Annotated in this window: 15 protein-coding genes; 11 read left to right on the top strand and 4 right to left on the bottom strand. The window is 29.7% G+C overall.

Features of this window, described 5'->3' with window-relative positions:
* The first annotated feature begins 2 nt into the window (after positions 1 to 2).
* The 8 genes from BM296_RS03855 (at position 3) to BM296_RS03890 (ending at position 8,431) form a co-directional block, all read left to right on the top strand.
* A complete protein-coding gene (locus BM296_RS03855) occupies positions 3 to 1,142 on the top strand; it encodes a LegC family aminotransferase (protein WP_027065479.1) in 1,140 nt (379 codons plus the stop codon).
* Positions 1,129 to 1,761 carry an acetyltransferase gene (locus BM296_RS03860; protein WP_027065478.1) on the top strand — a complete coding sequence of 211 codons (633 nt, stop codon included), beginning with the start codon at positions 1,129 to 1,131 and terminating at the stop codon, positions 1,759 to 1,761. The genes BM296_RS03855 and BM296_RS03860 overlap by 14 nt, the downstream gene beginning before the upstream one ends.
* Positions 1,761 to 2,765 carry an N-acetylneuraminate synthase gene (gene neuB, locus BM296_RS03865; protein ID WP_091901579.1) on the top strand — a complete coding sequence of 335 codons (1,005 nt, stop codon included), beginning with the start codon at positions 1,761 to 1,763 and terminating at the stop codon, positions 2,763 to 2,765. The genes BM296_RS03860 and neuB overlap by 1 nt, the downstream gene beginning before the upstream one ends.
* Complete coding sequence (gene neuC, locus BM296_RS03870; protein WP_027065476.1) at positions 2,762 to 3,925, top strand: UDP-N-acetylglucosamine 2-epimerase; 1,164 nt, start codon at positions 2,762 to 2,764, stop codon at positions 3,923 to 3,925. Before neuB ends, neuC begins: the two co-directional genes overlap by 4 nt.
* Positions 3,919 to 4,962, top strand: a complete 1,044-nt coding sequence (locus tag BM296_RS03875; RefSeq protein WP_091901580.1) for a nucleotidyltransferase family protein — start codon at positions 3,919 to 3,921, stop codon at positions 4,960 to 4,962. The genes neuC and BM296_RS03875 overlap by 7 nt, the downstream gene beginning before the upstream one ends.
* The gene (locus BM296_RS03880) at positions 4,962 to 5,657 is read left to right on the top strand and encodes an acylneuraminate cytidylyltransferase family protein (protein WP_027065474.1); all 696 of its coding nucleotides are present in this window, start codon (positions 4,962 to 4,964) and stop codon (positions 5,655 to 5,657) included. Before BM296_RS03875 ends, BM296_RS03880 begins: the two co-directional genes overlap by 1 nt.
* Positions 5,647 to 7,035 carry a BNR-4 repeat-containing protein gene (locus BM296_RS03885; RefSeq protein WP_027065473.1) on the top strand — a complete coding sequence of 463 codons (1,389 nt, stop codon included), beginning with the start codon at positions 5,647 to 5,649 and terminating at the stop codon, positions 7,033 to 7,035. Before BM296_RS03880 ends, BM296_RS03885 begins: the two co-directional genes overlap by 11 nt.
* 292 nt (positions 7,036 to 7,327) lie before the next feature.
* Entirely contained in the window at positions 7,328 to 8,431 is a 1,104-nt protein-coding gene (locus tag BM296_RS03890; protein WP_218157859.1) for a DUF354 domain-containing protein, read from the top strand.
* Here BM296_RS03890 and BM296_RS03895 read toward each other — a convergent pair.
* The 4 genes from BM296_RS03895 to BM296_RS03910 form a co-directional block, all read right to left on the bottom strand.
* The gene (locus BM296_RS03895) at positions 8,369 to 9,127 is read right to left on the bottom strand and encodes a glycosyltransferase family 2 protein (protein WP_091901584.1); all 759 of its coding nucleotides are present in this window, start codon (positions 9,125 to 9,127) and stop codon (positions 8,369 to 8,371) included. The genes BM296_RS03890 and BM296_RS03895 overlap by 63 nt on opposite strands.
* Positions 9,120 to 10,379, bottom strand: coding sequence for an O-antigen ligase family protein (locus BM296_RS03900; RefSeq protein ID WP_091901586.1), 1,260 nt, complete (start codon positions 10,377 to 10,379; stop codon positions 9,120 to 9,122). Before BM296_RS03900 ends, BM296_RS03895 begins: the two co-directional genes overlap by 8 nt.
* On the bottom strand, positions 10,366 to 11,559 hold the full coding sequence (locus tag BM296_RS03905; RefSeq protein ID WP_091901587.1) for a hypothetical protein: 1,194 nt from the start codon (positions 11,557 to 11,559) through the stop codon (positions 10,366 to 10,368). The genes BM296_RS03900 and BM296_RS03905 overlap by 14 nt, the downstream gene beginning before the upstream one ends.
* Positions 11,560 to 12,216: 657 nt before the next feature.
* Positions 12,217 to 13,461: a lipopolysaccharide biosynthesis protein gene (locus BM296_RS03910; RefSeq protein WP_091901589.1), complete on the bottom strand. Its 1,245-nt coding sequence runs from the start codon at positions 13,459 to 13,461 to the stop codon at positions 12,217 to 12,219.
* Between the two features lie 322 nt (positions 13,462 to 13,783).
* Between BM296_RS03910 and BM296_RS03915 the strand changes: the two genes are divergently transcribed.
* The 3 genes from BM296_RS03915 to purD are packed head-to-tail and all read left to right on the top strand — an operon-like array spanning position 13,784 to position 17,435.
* On the top strand, positions 13,784 to 15,136 hold the full coding sequence (locus BM296_RS03915) for an exopolysaccharide biosynthesis polyprenyl glycosylphosphotransferase (protein WP_091901591.1): 1,353 nt from the start codon (positions 13,784 to 13,786) through the stop codon (positions 15,134 to 15,136).
* Between the two features lie 7 nt (positions 15,137 to 15,143).
* On the top strand, positions 15,144 to 16,121 hold the full coding sequence (locus BM296_RS03920; RefSeq protein WP_091901593.1) for a UDP-glucuronic acid decarboxylase family protein: 978 nt from the start codon (positions 15,144 to 15,146) through the stop codon (positions 16,119 to 16,121).
* A gap of 42 nt (positions 16,122 to 16,163) precedes the next feature.
* Positions 16,164 to 17,435, top strand: coding sequence for a phosphoribosylamine--glycine ligase (purD, locus tag BM296_RS03925; RefSeq protein ID WP_091901595.1), 1,272 nt, complete (start codon positions 16,164 to 16,166; stop codon positions 17,433 to 17,435).
* The last annotated feature ends 3 nt before the right edge of the window (positions 17,436 to 17,438 follow it).

Genomic DNA, 17,438 nt, shown 5'->3' on the forward strand with positions numbered 1-17,438 from the left:
TAATGATTCAAGAAACAATAGATTTTATTAGGTCGCATTATGAGAGCGAAGACTTTATACCTCTTCACGAGCCTTATTTTGCCGGTAATGAAAAAAAGTATTTAAATGAATGTATTGATACAACATTTGTATCTAGTGTAGGTAAATTTGTCGACAAATTCGAAAAGGATATAGCAAATTTTACGGGTTCAAAGTTTGCGATAGCCACTGTAAACGGTACTTCAGCTTTACATATTGCATTACAACTTGCAGGTGTAGAAAGAGAAGATGAAGTGTTAACTCAGTCATTAACGTTTATAGCCACTTGTAATGCAATCAGTTATATAGGAGCTAACCCTGTTTTTATAGATGTTGATAAAAATACAATGGGGCTGTCCCCTGAAAAATTAAAGCAATTTTTATCAGAGGAAACAATCATTAAAGATGAGGTTTGTATCAATAAAAAGACCAAACGCAAAATAAAGGCGGTAATACCAATGCATACATTTGGAATGCCAATTAATATTGATGATTTAAAAGCTGTTTGTGAGCCATATAATATTAAAATTATAGAGGACGCAGCAGAATCGTTAGGAAGTTATGATAACCATGTTCATACAGGAACGAAAGGTTTGGCAGGTACATTGAGTTTTAATGGAAATAAAACCATTACTACTGGTGGTGGTGGAATGATCTTAACAAATGACGAACATCTAGCAAGAAAAGCCAAACATATAACAACTACCGCTAAAATTCCTCATCGTTGGGATTTTAAACATGACCAGATTGGATATAATTATAGAATGCCGAATATTAATGCGGCACTTGGTTGTGCCCAGTTAGAAAAATTACCTGAAATTTTACAGAACAAACGAGATTTAGCCCAAAAATATGTAGGCTTTTTTAATAATAAATCGGCACGTTTTGTTACAGAACCTGATAATACATCTGCAAACTATTGGTTAAATTCCATTGTTCTTGAGAATCCTAATGTTAGAGATGAGTTTTTGTCGGCTACTAATGATGCAGGAGTGATGACCAGGCCTATTTGGAAGCTAATGTCTAGCTTGCCCATGTTTAAAAAAGCTCAAAAGGGAAATCTGGACAATTCTATTTGGCTAGAAGAACGTGTAATTAATATTCCAAGTAGTGTCAAAAAATAAGCAAATTTATTTTTTAGGATATTCTGGACATGCATATGTTGCAATGGATGTCGCTTACGATAATGGTTTTGACATTAAAGGTTATTTCGATCGGCAAGAAAATTTAGATAATCCATATAAAATTCAATATTTTGGAAGTGAAGCTAATATAGATTTAAAAGATTTTGTAAAAGATTGTTATGTATTTCCAGCTATGGGGTCGAATACCATAAGAAAAAGATTATATTCATTATTAAATCAATTAAACATTAAACAATTGGTATTAGCACACTCTACTGCCTTTGTCTCTGATACAGCAGTAATAGGAGAATCTACTTTAATAAATCCTAACGTTTCTATCAATGCTTTGGCAAAAATAGGAAAAGCATGTATTATCAATACTGGAAGCATAATAGAACATGAATGTCATATTGGTAATTTTTCACATATTGCACCGGGAGCCGTGTTAGCTGGTAACGTTAAAATAGGAGAAAATTGTTTTGTAGGAGCAAGGGCCGTTATCAAACAAGGGGTATCAATAGCTGATAATGTTATTGTTGGTGCAGGTTCAGTGGTTTTGAACAATATAGATGGGAAAGGGACATGGGTAGGAAATCCTGCTAAACAACTAATAAAATAATGAAAAACAGAGTACTGATAATTGCTGAAGCGGGTGTAAACCACAATGGGGATATTACTTTAGCAAAAAAATTAATAGATGCAGCAGCAGATGCAGGGGTAGATTACGTTAAGTTTCAGACATTTAACTCTAAAAAACTTGTTAGTAAATCAGCTCAAAAAGCCGATTACCAAAAACAAAATACCAATGATGAAGTAGAATCTCAGTTAAAGATGCTACAAAAACTTGAACTAAGTAAAAACGACCACCTTATATTAATCGATTATTGTAAAACCAAGAATATTAAGTTTTTATCAACCGCTTTTGACCTAGATAGTATTGATTTTTTAGAAGAACTTAAAATTGATTTGTGGAAAGTACCTTCTGGTGAAATTACAAATTTACCGTATTTAAGAAAACTAGGGGGCTTAGGAAAACCGGTGATAATCTCCACAGGTATGGCCGAGATGTCAGAAATTGAAGATGCAATAAATGTTGTTACTTCATCTGGTACAGATATAAAAGATATTACTGTTTTGCATTGTAATACAGAATATCCAACACCCATGCAAGACGTGAACTTGACGGCGATGAACACTATAAAAGATGTGTTTAAAGTGCCTATAGGTTATTCTGACCATACTTTGGGGATTGAAATCCCTATAGCCGCTGTAGCTCTTGGAGCCACCGTTATCGAAAAACATTTTACCCTTGATAACAGCATGGATGGTCCTGATCATAAAGCCTCGTTAGAACCCCAGGAGCTTAAAAAAATGGTGACTGCAATAAGAAATATTGAACAAGCTATGGGTAATGGAATTAAAGTTCCAAGCCCAAGTGAAACCAAGAACAAACCAATTGCTCGTAAAAGTATCGTTGCCAATAGAGAGATTTTAAAGGGAGAGATTTTTGATGAAAAAAATTTAACTATTAAACGTCCTGGAACGGGTATTTCACCAATGAAATGGGATAAGGTTATAGGAAGTAGAGCTAAAAAAGATTATAAAGCTGACGATTTAATATGAGAAATATTGCCGTTGTTACCGGAACTAGAGCAGAGTATGGACTTTTAAAACCATTACTGTACGCAATTAAGGAGACAGAAGGTTTTAAGTTACAACTTCTGGTGACAGGTATGCATCTTATGTCTGAATTTGGAAACACTTACCAACAAATAGAGAAAGACGGATTTGAAATAGACGCAAAAGTTGAAGATGGCTTAGAAGGGGATGATGCCCTTGCTATTTCATCTGCAGTGGGCAGAGCAGTAATAGGTTTTGCAGAAGCGTATAATCGCTTAGAACCAAACTTGATTGTAGTACTTGGAGACCGAAGTGAAATTCTTGCTGCCGTGACTGCTGCCATAATAGCAAACATACCGGTTGCACATATTCATGGAGGGGAGACCACTGAAGGTGCTTATGATGAGTTTATACGGCACGCAATCACTAAAATGAGTCATCTGCACTTTGCAAGTTGTGAAATTTATAGAAAGAGGATAATTCAATTGGGAGAAAACCCCACTACAGTTTTTAATGTAGGGGCTATAGGAATTGATAGTATCAAAAAATTAGAATTATTGTCTATTGATGAATTTGAAAAAGCTATAAACTATAAACTTAATAAAACTAATGTTTTAATAACATTTCACCCAGTAACACTGGAAGATGATACAGCTGAATATCAATTTCAAGAATTAATTGATGCTTTAGACATTTTGTCTGAAGTAACACTAATATTCACTAAACCTAATTCTGATAAAGGAGGAGCATCTATTGTTAAAATAATAGATAATTACGTTACCAGAAACCCCAATAAGGCTATAAGTTTCAATTCTTTAGGACAGCTTAGGTATCTTTCAGCGTTACAGTATGTTGATTTTGTTATAGGAAATTCCTCAAGTGGGATATTAGAAGTTCCAATATTTAAAAAACCTACAATAAATATTGGAGATCGCCAAAAAGGTAGAGAAATGACCAAAAGTATCATTAATTGTAAACCGAATAAAAAAGATATATTTCAAGCTATTCAAAAAGCTTTAAATGCTCAATTTAATATCGAAATTCAAAATCAATCTAATCCGTATGGCAATGGCACAGCAACTAATCAAATAATGGATGTTTTAGTGAGAAGTCATTTAAAAAATACTAAAAAGTCATTTTACGATCTTTACAATGAATTATGAAAAATATAATAATACATAAGAATAAATCAATTTTAGAGGCCTTAGAGCAGCTAAATTCTATCCGAGATGTAAGTCGCTTAATTCTTTTCGTTTATGATGATAATGAATCTATAATTGGATCGTTAACGGACGGCGATATAAGAAGAGCGCTTGTTAGAAATAAAGATTTAAATCAAAAAGTTTCTTTGGTTTGCAATATTAATTTCAAATTTATTCATTCAGATTATGACTTTCTGAATTTAAATGAATACCGAAAAAAAGATTTAAAAATTCTGCCAGTATTATCAGCAGAAAAACAATTAATTAAGGTATTGGACTTAGAACGAATAAAATCAGTTCTTCCTTTAGAATGTATGATTATGGCTGGAGGTAGAGGAAAGCGATTGAGCCCGTTAACGGACAATACCCCAAAACCAATGCTAATTTTAGGAGATAAGCCAATAATAGAACATAATATAGATAGATTAATATCATATGGAGTTACTAAAATTTATATATCTGTTAAATACTTAGGTGAACAAATAAAGGAATATTTCGGGGACGGAAGTTCAAAAGGAATTTCCATAGAATATATTTGGGAAAATAAGCCGTTAGGAACTGCAGGGGCATTGACTTTAGTAGAAAAATTCAACTCCAGAAATGTTCTATTAATGAATAGTGATTTATTTACTAACGTTGACTTTGAAGATCTTTATCTATCCTTTTTGAAATCAGATGCCGAAATGGCAGTGTCGTCAACAGAATACAAAGTGGATGTGCCTTATGCTGTTTTTGAAACTAATGGTGATGAAGTAATAGATTTTAAGGAGAAGCCAACATTTTTTTATCAGTCAAATGCAGGAATTTACATTTTGAAGAAAGAATTAATAGACGAAATTCCTAAAAATCAATACTATGACATAACTGATTTAATGGAAAAAATAGTAAAAGAAAAGCGAAAACTAATTTACAACCCTATAACTGGATTTTGGATTGATATTGGAAAACCTGTAGATTATGATTACGCTAAGAATTTTATAAAACATTTAGATCATTAATGAATAATTTAGTTGTTATCCCAGCTAGGGGCGGGTCTAAAGGAATTCCTGGCAAGAACATTAAAATTTTTAAAGGAAAACCTCTGATATTACACGCTGTAGATGCAGCAAAGAAAATTTTTAACGATAATGAAATTATTGTTTCCACAGATGATATTAAAATAAAAGAGGTGGTCGAAGATAGTGGCTTAGTGGTTCCGTTCATCAGACCTTCAAATTTGGCTACTGATACTGCTGGTACATATGAAGTCTTATTACATGCTGTTGATTATTTTGAGAAAATCCATGGAGAAATAGAAACATTGGTATTATTACAACCTACATCACCATTTAGAACCTCTGAACATATAAGAGAGGCCTTAGAGTTATACAATTCTTATAGCAATATTGATATGGTTGTTTCAGTATCAGAGACAAAATCTAACCCATATTATGTTCTTTTTGAGGAAAATGATGAAGGTTTTTTGAATCATTCAAAAAAAGGAAATTTTATAAGAAGACAAGATTGCCCTAAAGTATGGGAGTATAATGGTGCAATTTATATTATTAATATTAAAGCTTTAAAGAAAACTAAACTATCAAGTTTTAAGAGAGTAGTAAAATATGTAATGGATGAGAAATCTTCACTAGATTTAGATTCGCAAATAGATTTGTTATTTGCAGAATATCTTTTAAAATTGGAAAATGACATTTAAAGCATCGTTTGTAATATTTATCATAGGATTATTTGTTGGAGATAATCCAGAAGTCAAAATAATGTTATCAAACATTGAAGGAAGAACCACGATATTGACACAAAAAGGTTCGTCAAGAGCAACAGCTTACATAGATTCGAATAAAATAATAGAAACTGAGGAACATGTTTTCACAACCTATTTAATATATGAAGATGGTAAACATTTTATAGCTTTAAAATCTTTCTCTAAAGAAAATAAAAAATGGTCAAAAGAGATTGTTTTGGATGAAGTAAATGATAATCATGGTGGCGGTTCATTATCAATTGATAGTCAGGGTTATTTACATATAGCTTATGGTCCACATGTGGGTCCCTTTGTATATAGGAAATCTGTTAATCCGAACGATATTGGATTTTTTGGCGATCCGATGTTCGTTGGTAACAACATGACTTACCCTTCTCTCGCAATTGATAATAATGATAAAATTTATCTACTTGGTAGGCATACGATAATTAAAGGAAAGTGGAGCCTAAGATTATTTCATAAAAATGCGGAAGATAAAAATTGGTCATCAGGAAAGGATATTTTGTACTCTAATTATGCTAACTGGCCAGATATAAAAGATATTAAAAAAGGTGATCCAAAGTACTTATATGTAAAAAATGGATATTCTAGATGGAACAAATCAATAGTAATTGATAAATTAAATAATCTACATATTACTTTTAAAAATTATGAATATTTACCAAGAAATGAAAAATATAGTTTTACTAATAACGGTAATGGAGGTTCTTATTTAATTGGTTATTTAAAATCTGAAGATGGGGGGATGACTTGGAAAAATAAAGACAAGTTAATTACAACCCCAGCTTATCCATCAGAAATAGAAATAATAGATGGTAACTCAGACCCCAAAAAAGTTGAATGTAATTATGGCATAAGTAATCTAATTTTAGATAAACATAATACTCCGCATGTAGCATTTTCAAAAGAATATGATTCAACATCAACTTTTTATTTAGCTTATAAAAAGGGGGATATTTGGGAACGTAAATTAATAAATCACGATAAAACTAATCAAAGCTTTATGTATTCGCCTTCTTCAATTAGTTATTTTGATAATCATTTTTATATTGTTGCAACTGCAATAAATAAAAGTAATTACGATAGGCAGGAACTATGGGGTAAAGAGCAAAGACATTCCTTCTTACAGATATTTAAATTAAATTCAAGATATAAAATTGTTAAAGTTTTTAGTAGTCAAGACTTAATGGTGAGTAATCCATCTTGGCTTCCAAGCTTAGGTCGAGGAAATGAATATCCACCTAAATTATTATTTACTCAAGGTGATAGTAAGTCTAATAGTACGGTTGTGCATTATACCGATTTGAATTAAATTATTTTTAATGAGTCAACTAAACCGTATTGAGAAAGAATTCAATATTGCTAACATTAAACATGATGGGGTCTGTATTTGGCCAATCATTAAAAGTTATTTAATTACATTAGAACCAACCAAAAGTGAAATACTTAAAAAGCCTAAAAGCATAATAAAATTATTGTTGAAAAATCTATTTCTAGATATCTTTTCAACTCATAAAATTTTCAAATCTAAAATATGGGTATTCACAAATTCTGAAAGAAGATATGCAATTAATAATTCATATTTTGATAGAGTAACATCTGGTTTGTTAGATTACTTTGATAATTATGTATTATTTGAAAATCCCATTCCTAAAGGGCGTTCTTCTAAAAACAAACTTCAAAAAGGTGAATTTTTAATTGGAATGTCTTGGATTTATTTAATTCAATTTTTAATTCTCAAATTCTCAAAAACACCAAGAATAGAAGCTTTTGTAGATTTAGAAAATTACTTAGAACAGGATTTAAGTAAAATAAAAGATATTTATCATCGATATCATGCTGGATATTTATTTTATAATTTCTTATTCAAATTCATAAAGCCCAAGGGGGTGTTTTTGGTATGTTATTATTCTAATTTTGGCTTGGTAAAAGCCTGTAAAAAAAATAGAATACCTGTTTTGGAATTGCAACATGGAATTGTAACCAAAAATCATAGGGCATATAACTTTGCTAAAACTTTAAACGGACCGTTTACACCAGATTATTTTTTAAGTTATGGTCCCTATTTTAATAGTATTGTTAAAAATGGAAATTTGGTGTTAAAAAAAAATACTTTAAACTACGGGTACTCTTTTTTATATGAGGCAAACAAAAAATTGAGAAAGACCGATGAAATAGAAAAGCTTTTAACAAAATTTAATAAAGTTATATGTATAACTGGGCAATTAGAAAATACTGACCGTAAACTACTTAAGCTTGTAGGAAATGTTTCAGATGAGTTTGCGGATATTTGTTTTGTTTATAAGCCAAGGAATAAAAATAATATGGTAACATTTAAAGAAAAAAGTAATTTTATTAAATGGGAAGATATTAATACTTATTTATTAATGAAGTATTGTGACTATCATATTACAATATATTCTACCTGTGCTATTGAAAGTATTGCACTTGGTACTCCTAACATCGCAATCAATATTGACAACCTTTATTCCGCCCATTTAAAGGATATAATAGGAGATAATGAATACAACCATGTGGTTGACAGTGAAAAGGAGTTAAATAAGCTTCTATTACGTTTGTCTAATACTAATTATAATAATAAAATGGTTGTTCAATCCATAAGTAATGTAATTTCTCCAATGATATCAAAAGAACTTTTCTCTAATTTTTTTAATAAAGTAGTGAAAGAGAAATCTAACCATCATTAAAAAACTTTTTAATTTACTGTAGCCTAACACTTTATTATAAAAATTAAAATTGTATTCAAGTAAATCAATTTTGTTTGAGGAAATAGAATCTTCATGTTTACGATAAAATGAAAGAGCTAATGGCAAATTATAAGCAAATTCAGATTTTTCTATTATGTTGATAAAAAGACTCCAATCTTGTCTTTTACGAATATTGGCCATATATATTTTCCCCAATTTTTTAGCATTATAAATAACTGTGGATGTGAGTATATAATTATTTTTTAAAAGATCATTTCTTGAAACAACTTTTTTACATCTAATATTTTTTTTGTTTTTTGTATTGAACTGAACATAATCGGTAAATGTAAAAGTGTAACTTCCGTCTAACATGAATTCTACTTGTTTCTCAAGCTTTTTAGGGTCCCAATAATCATCGTTGTCTAAAAAAGCGATAAACTCTCCCGTTGCCTGTCTAATTGCATTATTTCTTGCGACTGCAGCGCCTTTATTCTCATTATGAATAACTGGAGAAATTATTCTGTCATCATTATAGTTGTTAATTAATTCAACACTATTGTCGCTTGAATTATCATCACAAATTATTAATTCCCAGTTTGTATAAGTTTGATTTAAAACAGAATTTATACAGTCTTCAATATATTTTGCGCCATTATAATTAGGAACAATTATAGAAACAAGAATATTGTTAATCATTTATGTTGGGGTTTAATATATTACTTTTTGATGTGTTTTCTAATAGTGCGAAAAATATAACAAACAACATTATTCCTCTTTGTCTATAAAGTATACATTCCATCATTAATAGTAATGTAAAACTTATCCAGAAAAAAGCTAAAGCATAATTTTGTTTTTCTATTGCTTGTTTTATAACTAAAATAAGTAATAATGAGAGGGTAATTAAGCCTGCGTAACCCCAATCAATATAATTATTAATAAACTGATTGTGAGTATTATAAGTTTTGGTTTTGAATGGAAATTCGTTTTTGAACTTTTTAGAATATGTATTTTTAATTTTCTCTTCTGCTATACCAGTACCTTGAATTCCTCCATTACCTTCATTAATTACAGATGCCCCCAGAATATAAATTTTAATTCTATTATTAATAGAGTAATTTCTTTCTAATATATTATCTCTTTTTCCATACCATTCAAATACTTGTGAGTACCTATTAAAAAGAAGAGTATCCTTAAAAACATAAGTAATTGAAAATAAGCTGGCAATGCAAAATATATAAATGAATAGATATTTGAGGTGTTTTTTTTTAATAATTGCTAGGATAAAAAGGTAAATTAAAGAGCCAAATAAAATTGAAATAATCATAGCTCTAGAACCTATCATGAAAAGGTGAATAAAGAAATAGGTTAAAGTGATCCACTTTAGCCTACTTGTGGTCAACTTAAATTGATAAATTAGTATAGCAGAGAAGAAAGTGTACAAGCTTAAATATATATGATTAAAGTAATTTGGGTTGGTATACCTGGTATATAAAAAGCGATAATATTCACGACCTTCTTTAACTATAAACAATGATTGATTAGTAATCATATCAATAATTGCCGATATATCAAGAAAAACTAATAAAATTATGTTGCCTAAAACAAAACAATTTATAAATAACATGTTCTTATTTCTAAGATCTTGAAAAATATAGAATAGAAAAGGACTAAATAAAAATGGCAATAATCTTGTTAAGTAATTTTTTTTGGATTCTGGATTAATAATTACCCCTGTAACTCCAATGAGAAAATAAGCCACCATTAAAACTATTATTATTTTAGATGTTCTTTGTAGTATAATGTTCTTCTTCTTCTTTATCAAATTAACTAGGGAAAAAAAAATGAACCCTATGAATAAAATAGCACTAATATTCTCTTTTAAGAATAACCCGAATATAGTTATACAGCCTAGAATTACTAAACAATTTTTTAAATTAAGATTTTTCAATTGTGTTTAGTTTTAAGTAAGGAATAGTCAAAATTGCTATAAAATTAAATAGTGCAAGTAAAATTCTCAAACTACTGGAATATGAAATTTCCGCCATCCCTATTAGATAAAACAAAATGAATAAATTCCACCATAAATATAATCTTCTATCAGGCATATTATCTGTTCCTTTAATGATGGGAAATATAATTATTAAAAAAACTATGTAGGAAACTATGGTAAACATGAAACCATACCTAACATGAAGATCACCAAGAAAAATAGTGGGTGCAGCACCCTTTTCATTATATCCAGGATATATTTCTTGAAATGTTTCCTTTTTAATTACTTGATATTCGTAAATATCTCCTTTATATAAATTCCTTCTTTTCATTGAGATTCTGGTGATAAATCCTGAACCTTGCGTGACAAAAAACCTTCTTGGTGGCGATTCTAATAAGTACATGAAAGTTTCTTTATTAAATTCTTTGCCCTTACTTATTGTGTAAATAACCAACATACCCGAGATGGCAAAAAATCCTATCAAAATATATTTGAAATTGAATTTGATACCAGAAAATAACAATGCAAATATTATAAAAAAGGTTACCAAACCCTTATGACCCCCTGATGTAAGTATAAACACCACTATAAGTAGCAATAGAATCTTTGATATATTACCTTTAATATGTTTAATAAAAAAGAAATAACCCGAAGGAATAAAAATCATAAAAAATGATGAAAACGTATAGAAGAGCTTAACAGAGTCGGATTGATCAAACCTTTCTGGTAAATTACCTGTTAAAATAAATTTGACCAATGGTAGTTGATTTATATATACTAAAAGATATAATCCAACAAGTATAAACCAAAATAAAAAATATAGAAACATTAATTTTTGATTTCTATCTCTGTAGTTTTGAAAGTATTTATTAAGTATTGATTTTTTGGTATGCGCTAAAATATATGAATAAAATATTGAGATGGTAAATATAATTGTTCCATATATTTCAAAAACTATAACGTCCTGCCACTCAAAGCTATTGGAATAGGAAATATAGCCTAATTCATAATAAACCGCCGGTCCGATAAATATAATAAACAGAAAGAAAAAATGAATAATATAGGAACTTGCAAAAAGATTTTTCTTTTTGAAATAATAAACGTTTAGAAGAAAAACGAACAATAGTAAATAAATCATAACTAACTTAATTAAAAAATTTTGAATTAGTCATCTCGATTAAACATACGTTTCTATTTAAGGTTAAATTGTTCATAAACTTCTATTGTGAGTTTTTTTTTCATACGTCTAAATTCGGTAAATAATTATTATTTAGGATGGCTTTAATGAAGAATTAATATTCTTTATTATAACTGGAATGTAAAATTTAATTAATAAGAGTGATTTATACTGTGGACATTTTAATAAGCCTATATCTCTTATTGTTATAATGTCAAACTTTTATGTGCGAAGTTTAAACTCTCCAAATAAGTGACTAAAACAATTTATGTATGTATTTTAAATTGATTTACCGGGGTGTCTGTTTTATTTGCACATAGTTTTTACCATTTCTTAAATTTTATTTGAGATGAAATTCAAATCATTATTATAGTTTACATGTTTAAGTATATCAATTTTCTTTTGTCTTGTTTCTGTCCCATTTTGTTTTGTTTTTTGTCCCAACATTACAAAGTACTTTAATATAGACGTTTTTTTGAGGTAAGTTCGATTTTTAATCCTTGTTGGCTAAAATTTTAAGATATTATAATTTGATTTTCATAATGTTAGCTATTTTATATTGGTTTAAAATTACTGTTAGTAAATCTGAACAAATCAGTATTCTTGATTTAAGAATATTTAAAGGTCGTCATTTAGAATTTTCGATAATAATAGCTCCAATATTGTGTAGAGTACTATATATGAAACTAAGGTGGCAAAAGCTGCACCAAATAATCCCCATTTAGGAATAAGATAAAAATTTAAAATGATATTGATTAAAGCGCTTATGAAAGATAGACTAGCTATCCAACCTGTTTTTTCTTCAAAAAATAGTTGATTTACTTTAAATCTATATAAACCTTGAAAAAAGTAGCCCGATAATAGAGCTAAATAAATAGTATTTTCAACTTTATAATCTTCTCCAACATAAAATTTGTAAATAAGGGGCATAATAAAATAAATAATTATACCAAATATTAAAATTGATAGTGAATAGTATTTAAATGTTTTGTTGAAAATTATCATGAATCCTTTTTTGTCTATCGCCATGTTTTTCATAAAATATGGAGTCCATGCCATTGAAAATGAAGTAATTAATAAACTCATTACCATGCATAGTTGATAAATGACAGAATATTTGCCTAATTGCGCTGTTCCAAGATAATCGTTTATGAAATAGCGATCTGCGTAATTTAAAATGTTATTGAAAAAAGTGTGTAAAATTAGCGGTGATGAATAAATCAATATTTTATTCAGTAACTTTTTGTCTACTAAAAAAGTAATGCTCTTATCTTTTAATAACAGATAGCCAATGAATAATGCTGATAAGAAAGAAGAAGAAAAAAGTGAAAATATCCTTACATTATAATTATTGTATAGTGACAAGAAAATGATTGATAATATAATATCTAAACCTGCCTTACTTAACCTTATTATGGCAAATTGTTTCAAGTTTTCTTCATTTCTTTTTAAAATTAAAAACCCTTCGATTATTAAGTTTAAGAATACATAAAAAACAATTAATATCACTAATTGTTTTTTATCGGTATTAAGGTCGAAAATATTGAATGTATATGTGCCGAGTATAGACAAGAGTGTTGATCCTACGCCTAGAATTAGAATACATGTGAAAACAACAGAAATGTATTTCTTTCTATTTTCTATGGTAAAGTATAATTTACTAATAGATTGAATAATACATAAACCAATAATAGGAGTAAGAAAAAAGGTAGATGTTGTGAATAAGTCAATTACTCCAATATCATTTGAACTCAAATTCCAAGTTAGTATTGGTAAAATTATAAATGGAGTGAGGGAGTTTAAAAGATTTATAATTGTGTAACCGCTAAAATTTAGAAATAAGCTCTTTTTTTTAAAGTTCATAAAAAATTAATGATTCTATATTTTCCCAAATTAATTATAGTTGAAAACAAATGTAATTTTTTTATGACCAGTATAGTGATATTAAATTGGATTAAATTCAATTAGCGTATTTGATATATGGATGTTTTTGTTCTTTTATAATTGCATATGAGAATTGCCAATACATGTGATTTTTTACATAATGATATTGCTTAAAACATTAGGAATATTAGTTATTAGAGTATTCGTTAATGCTATAATTGTTTAAAAGTTCAAATAACATAGTTGTTTCGAATCAAAATCATTTAATTTGTAAAGTAATTTTTAAAAATAATTTTTCGGCTTGAAATATAAAAAAGGTAGATGGTCTAAATTAATTAAGCCATTAATGTCATTAGTTGATTTGACAATATTAGTATTTGGCGTTTTTTTATTTGAAATTAAATTAGTCAACTATTATGTATTTATTGGGTATGTAATTATTGCTTGGATAATCATATCATTAAAAAATGAATTTTATAATGTTGAGAGACAAGCAAGAGTTATTCAGTTATTTTCCCTCTTAATAAGACAGATTTTATTGTTTATAATTGTCTTATATGCATATATGGGCTTTTTTAAACAACCTGAGGTTGGAAGACTAGCATTAGCAAGTTATGTTGTTTATGTTACTGTTGTAGTTTTTCTCTTTAAATATTTGGCATTTTTTCTTTTAAAGAAATTTCGGGTTTTGTTAAAGGGCAATGGTAGAAGTGTTATTGTAATAGGTGATAATGCGAAAACAAGGCAGCTTATAAAGATTTTTCAGACAAAATTGGATTATGGGTTAAATTTTAAGGCTAAATTCTCTGTTAGAGATAAGGATTTTTCCTTGATGAAATGTTTGGAATATGTTGTTGAAAATAATATTGATGAAATTTATTTTTCTGTGGCTGAGTTATCTAATGATCAAATAACAAATCTTGTTAATTTTGCAGAAAACAACCTAAGAACGTTAAAGTTTATACCAGATAATAAAGATATTTTTGCAAGAAATTTAAAGTACGAGTATTACGATTATATTCCAATTCTATCCTTGAGAAAGATAGCTTTGCATGACCCGATTAATGCTTTTATCAAAAGATTCTTTGACATCATCTTTTCTTCATTGGTTATATTATTAGTGTTGTCATGGTTAACGCCATTAATGGCTATCTTAATCAAATTGGAGTCTAAGGGTCCTACTTTGTTCTTACAAAAAAGGCATGGTTTGGATAATCGGGAGTTTTATTGTTTTAAATATAGGTCGATGGCAGTTAACCGTGGTAATGATGCACTGCATGTTACGAAGAACGATATGCGAGTTACCAAAATTGGAAAATTTATCAGAAAAACTAGTTTAGACGAAATGCCACAGTTTTACAACGTATTCTTTGGTCAGATGTCTGTTGTTGGACCTAGGCCTCATATGGTATCCCTCTCTGAAGTATATATGAAGAAAGCTAATAGGTATATGCTACGACATAGTGTTAAACCGGGTATAACTGGCTTGGCTCAAGTAAGTGGGTTTAGAGGAGAAATAGAAGCAGATACAGATATAATCAATAGAGTTAAATATGACATTTTCTACCTAGAAAACTGGTCTTTGTTATTGGATTTAGGTATTATTATTCAAACTGTTACAAATCTATTTAAGGGAGAAGAAAAAGCCTACTAGAATTATTATGAAAAAAATATTAATTACAGGTGCCGCTGGCTTTTTAGGTTCTCATTTGTGTGATCGTTTTATAGATGAAGGTTTCCATGTCATTGCAATGGATAACTTGATTACAGGAGATTTAAATAATATCTCTCATTTATTTTCGCTTTCAAATTTTGAATTTCACCATCATGATGTAACAAAATTTGTACATGTATCTGGTAAACTTGATTATATTTTACATTTTGCCTCGCCAGCTAGCCCTATTGATTATTTAAAAATTCCAATTAAAACCTTAAAAGTTGGATCCTTAGGGACGCTAAACCTTCTAGGCTTGGCGAAAGAAAAAGGGGCTAGAATTTTGGTTGCTTCAACTTCCGAAGTTTATGGTGATCCATTAGTTCATCCTCAAAATGAGGAATATTTTGGTAATGTAAATCCTATTGGTCCTCGTGGGGTTTATGACGAGGCTAAACGCTTCATGGAGTCTATCACAATGGCTTATCATAGACATCATGGACTAGATACTCGAATTGTACGTATTTTTAACACATATGGCTCTAGAATGCGTTTAAATGACGGACGGGTAGTACCAGCATTTATGGGGCAAGCGCTACGTGGTGAAGATTTAACGGTTTTTGGTGATGGTTCTCAAAGTAGATCTTTTTGTTATATAGATGATCAAGTAGAAGGAATATACCGTTTATTATTTAGCGATTACACTGACCCTATTAATATTGGAAATCCACACGAAACAACTATTAAAGAATTTGCTGAGGAGATTATTGCTTTAACTGGGACTAAACAGAAGGTAATATATAAGCCGCTTCCTCAGGATGACCCTACACAACGTCAACCTGATATCACCAAAGCGAAGGAAATTTTAGGATGGGAGCCAAAAGTGCATAGAAATGAAGGATTAAAAATCGTATACGATTATTTCAAATCGTTGTCACCAGAAGACTTACAGAGGAAAGAGCATAGAGATTTCTCTACTAAATAAAAATTTAAAAGAGCAAGAAGTATTTTTGCAAAAATTAATAAAATGAATATTTTAATTCTAGGATCAGGAGGTCGCGAGCATACTTTTGCTTGGAAATTGGCACAGAGTAATAAATTATCGAAACTTTTTGTTGCACCAGGAAATGCTGGTACAGAAAAAATCGCAATAAATATACCAATTGGTGTAAACGATTTTGATGCTATTAAAAAATTAGTGTTAGAAGAAAATATAGAACTTGTTTTTGTAGGACCAGAAGATCCTTTGGTAAATGGAATTCATGATTTCTTTCTGAATGATCAAGAATTAAAAACTATTGCAGTTATTGGTCCAGAAAAATTAGCAGCAACACTAGAGGGGAGTAAAGAATTTGCAAAGGAGTTTATGATGAGACATCATATTCCTACTGCTCAATATAAAAGCTTCACATCCGAAACCGTAGAAGACGGATTTAAATTTTTGGAAGAACTTAATCCTCCATTTGTTTTAAAAGCTGATGGATTAGCTGCAGGTAAAGGTGTGGTAATTCTTAATGACCTTAATGAAGCAAAAATAGAGCTTAAGTCAATGTTGGTTGATGAGAAGTTTGGAGCTGCAAGTGCAACTGTAGTTATTGAAGAGTTTCTTGACGGTATAGAACTAAGTGTTTTTGTACTAACCGATGGTGATAGTTATAAAGTTTTACCAACGGCAAAGGATTACAAAAGAATAGGCGAAGGGGATACCGGACTAAATACGGGAGGTATGGGGGCTATTTCACCCGTTCCATTCGCTGATAAAGCTTTTATGGACAAGATAGAACAGAGAATCGTTAAACCTACCGTAGAGGGTCTTAAAAAGGATAATATGCCTTATAAAGGTTTTATTTTCATCGGATTGATTAAAGTAGGTGAAGATCCTAAAGTTATCGAGTATAATGTTAGAATGGGCGATCCAGAAACTGAAGTTGTACTTCCCCGTATTCAAAACGATATGGTTGAACTGCTAAAAGCGGTAGCTAATCAAACATTATCTAATATTGATTTAAAGTTAGACGATAGGACGGCAACAACAGTAATGACCGTTTCTGGGGGTTATCCTGGGTCTTATGAAAAAGGAAAGGAAATAAAAGGAATTGAATCCATTAAAGATTCTTTAATTTTTCACGCGGGCACAACTTTAAAAGATGGTAAAGTAGTAACTAACGGAGGTAGGGTAATGGCAATTACTTCTTTTGGTACGGATTTTAAATCGGCACTTGCGCAATCGTATATAAATGTAGAAAAACTTTCCTTTGAAGGAATGAATTATAGAAAAGACTTGGGATTTGATCTTTAGGTA

It is taken from the genome of Maribacter stanieri, assembly GCF_900112245.1.
Classification (GTDB): domain Bacteria; phylum Bacteroidota; class Bacteroidia; order Flavobacteriales; family Flavobacteriaceae; genus Maribacter; species Maribacter stanieri.

Coding starts and splice junctions, on each gene's coding strand:
- BM296_RS03855 (WP_027065479.1), top strand. CDS start 3: ATGATTCAAGAAACAATAGATTTTATTAGGTCGCATTATGAGAGCGAA.
- neuB (WP_091901579.1), top strand. CDS start 1,761: ATGAAAAACAGAGTACTGATAATTGCTGAAGCGGGTGTAAACCACAAT.
- neuC (WP_027065476.1), top strand. CDS start 2,762: ATGAGAAATATTGCCGTTGTTACCGGAACTAGAGCAGAGTATGGACTT.
- BM296_RS03880 (WP_027065474.1), top strand. CDS start 4,962: ATGAATAATTTAGTTGTTATCCCAGCTAGGGGCGGGTCTAAAGGAATT.
- BM296_RS03885 (WP_027065473.1), top strand. CDS start 5,647: ATGACATTTAAAGCATCGTTTGTAATATTTATCATAGGATTATTTGTT.
- BM296_RS03895 (WP_091901584.1), bottom strand. CDS start 9,127: ATGATTAACAATATTCTTGTTTCTATAATTGTTCCTAATTATAATGGC.
- BM296_RS03905 (WP_091901587.1), bottom strand. CDS start 11,559: ATGATTTATTTACTATTGTTCGTTTTTCTTCTAAACGTTTATTATTTC.
- BM296_RS03910 (WP_091901589.1), bottom strand. CDS start 13,461: ATGAACTTTAAAAAAAAGAGCTTATTTCTAAATTTTAGCGGTTACACA.
- BM296_RS03920 (WP_091901593.1), top strand. CDS start 15,144: ATGAAAAAAATATTAATTACAGGTGCCGCTGGCTTTTTAGGTTCTCAT.
- purD (WP_091901595.1), top strand. CDS start 16,164: ATGAATATTTTAATTCTAGGATCAGGAGGTCGCGAGCATACTTTTGCT.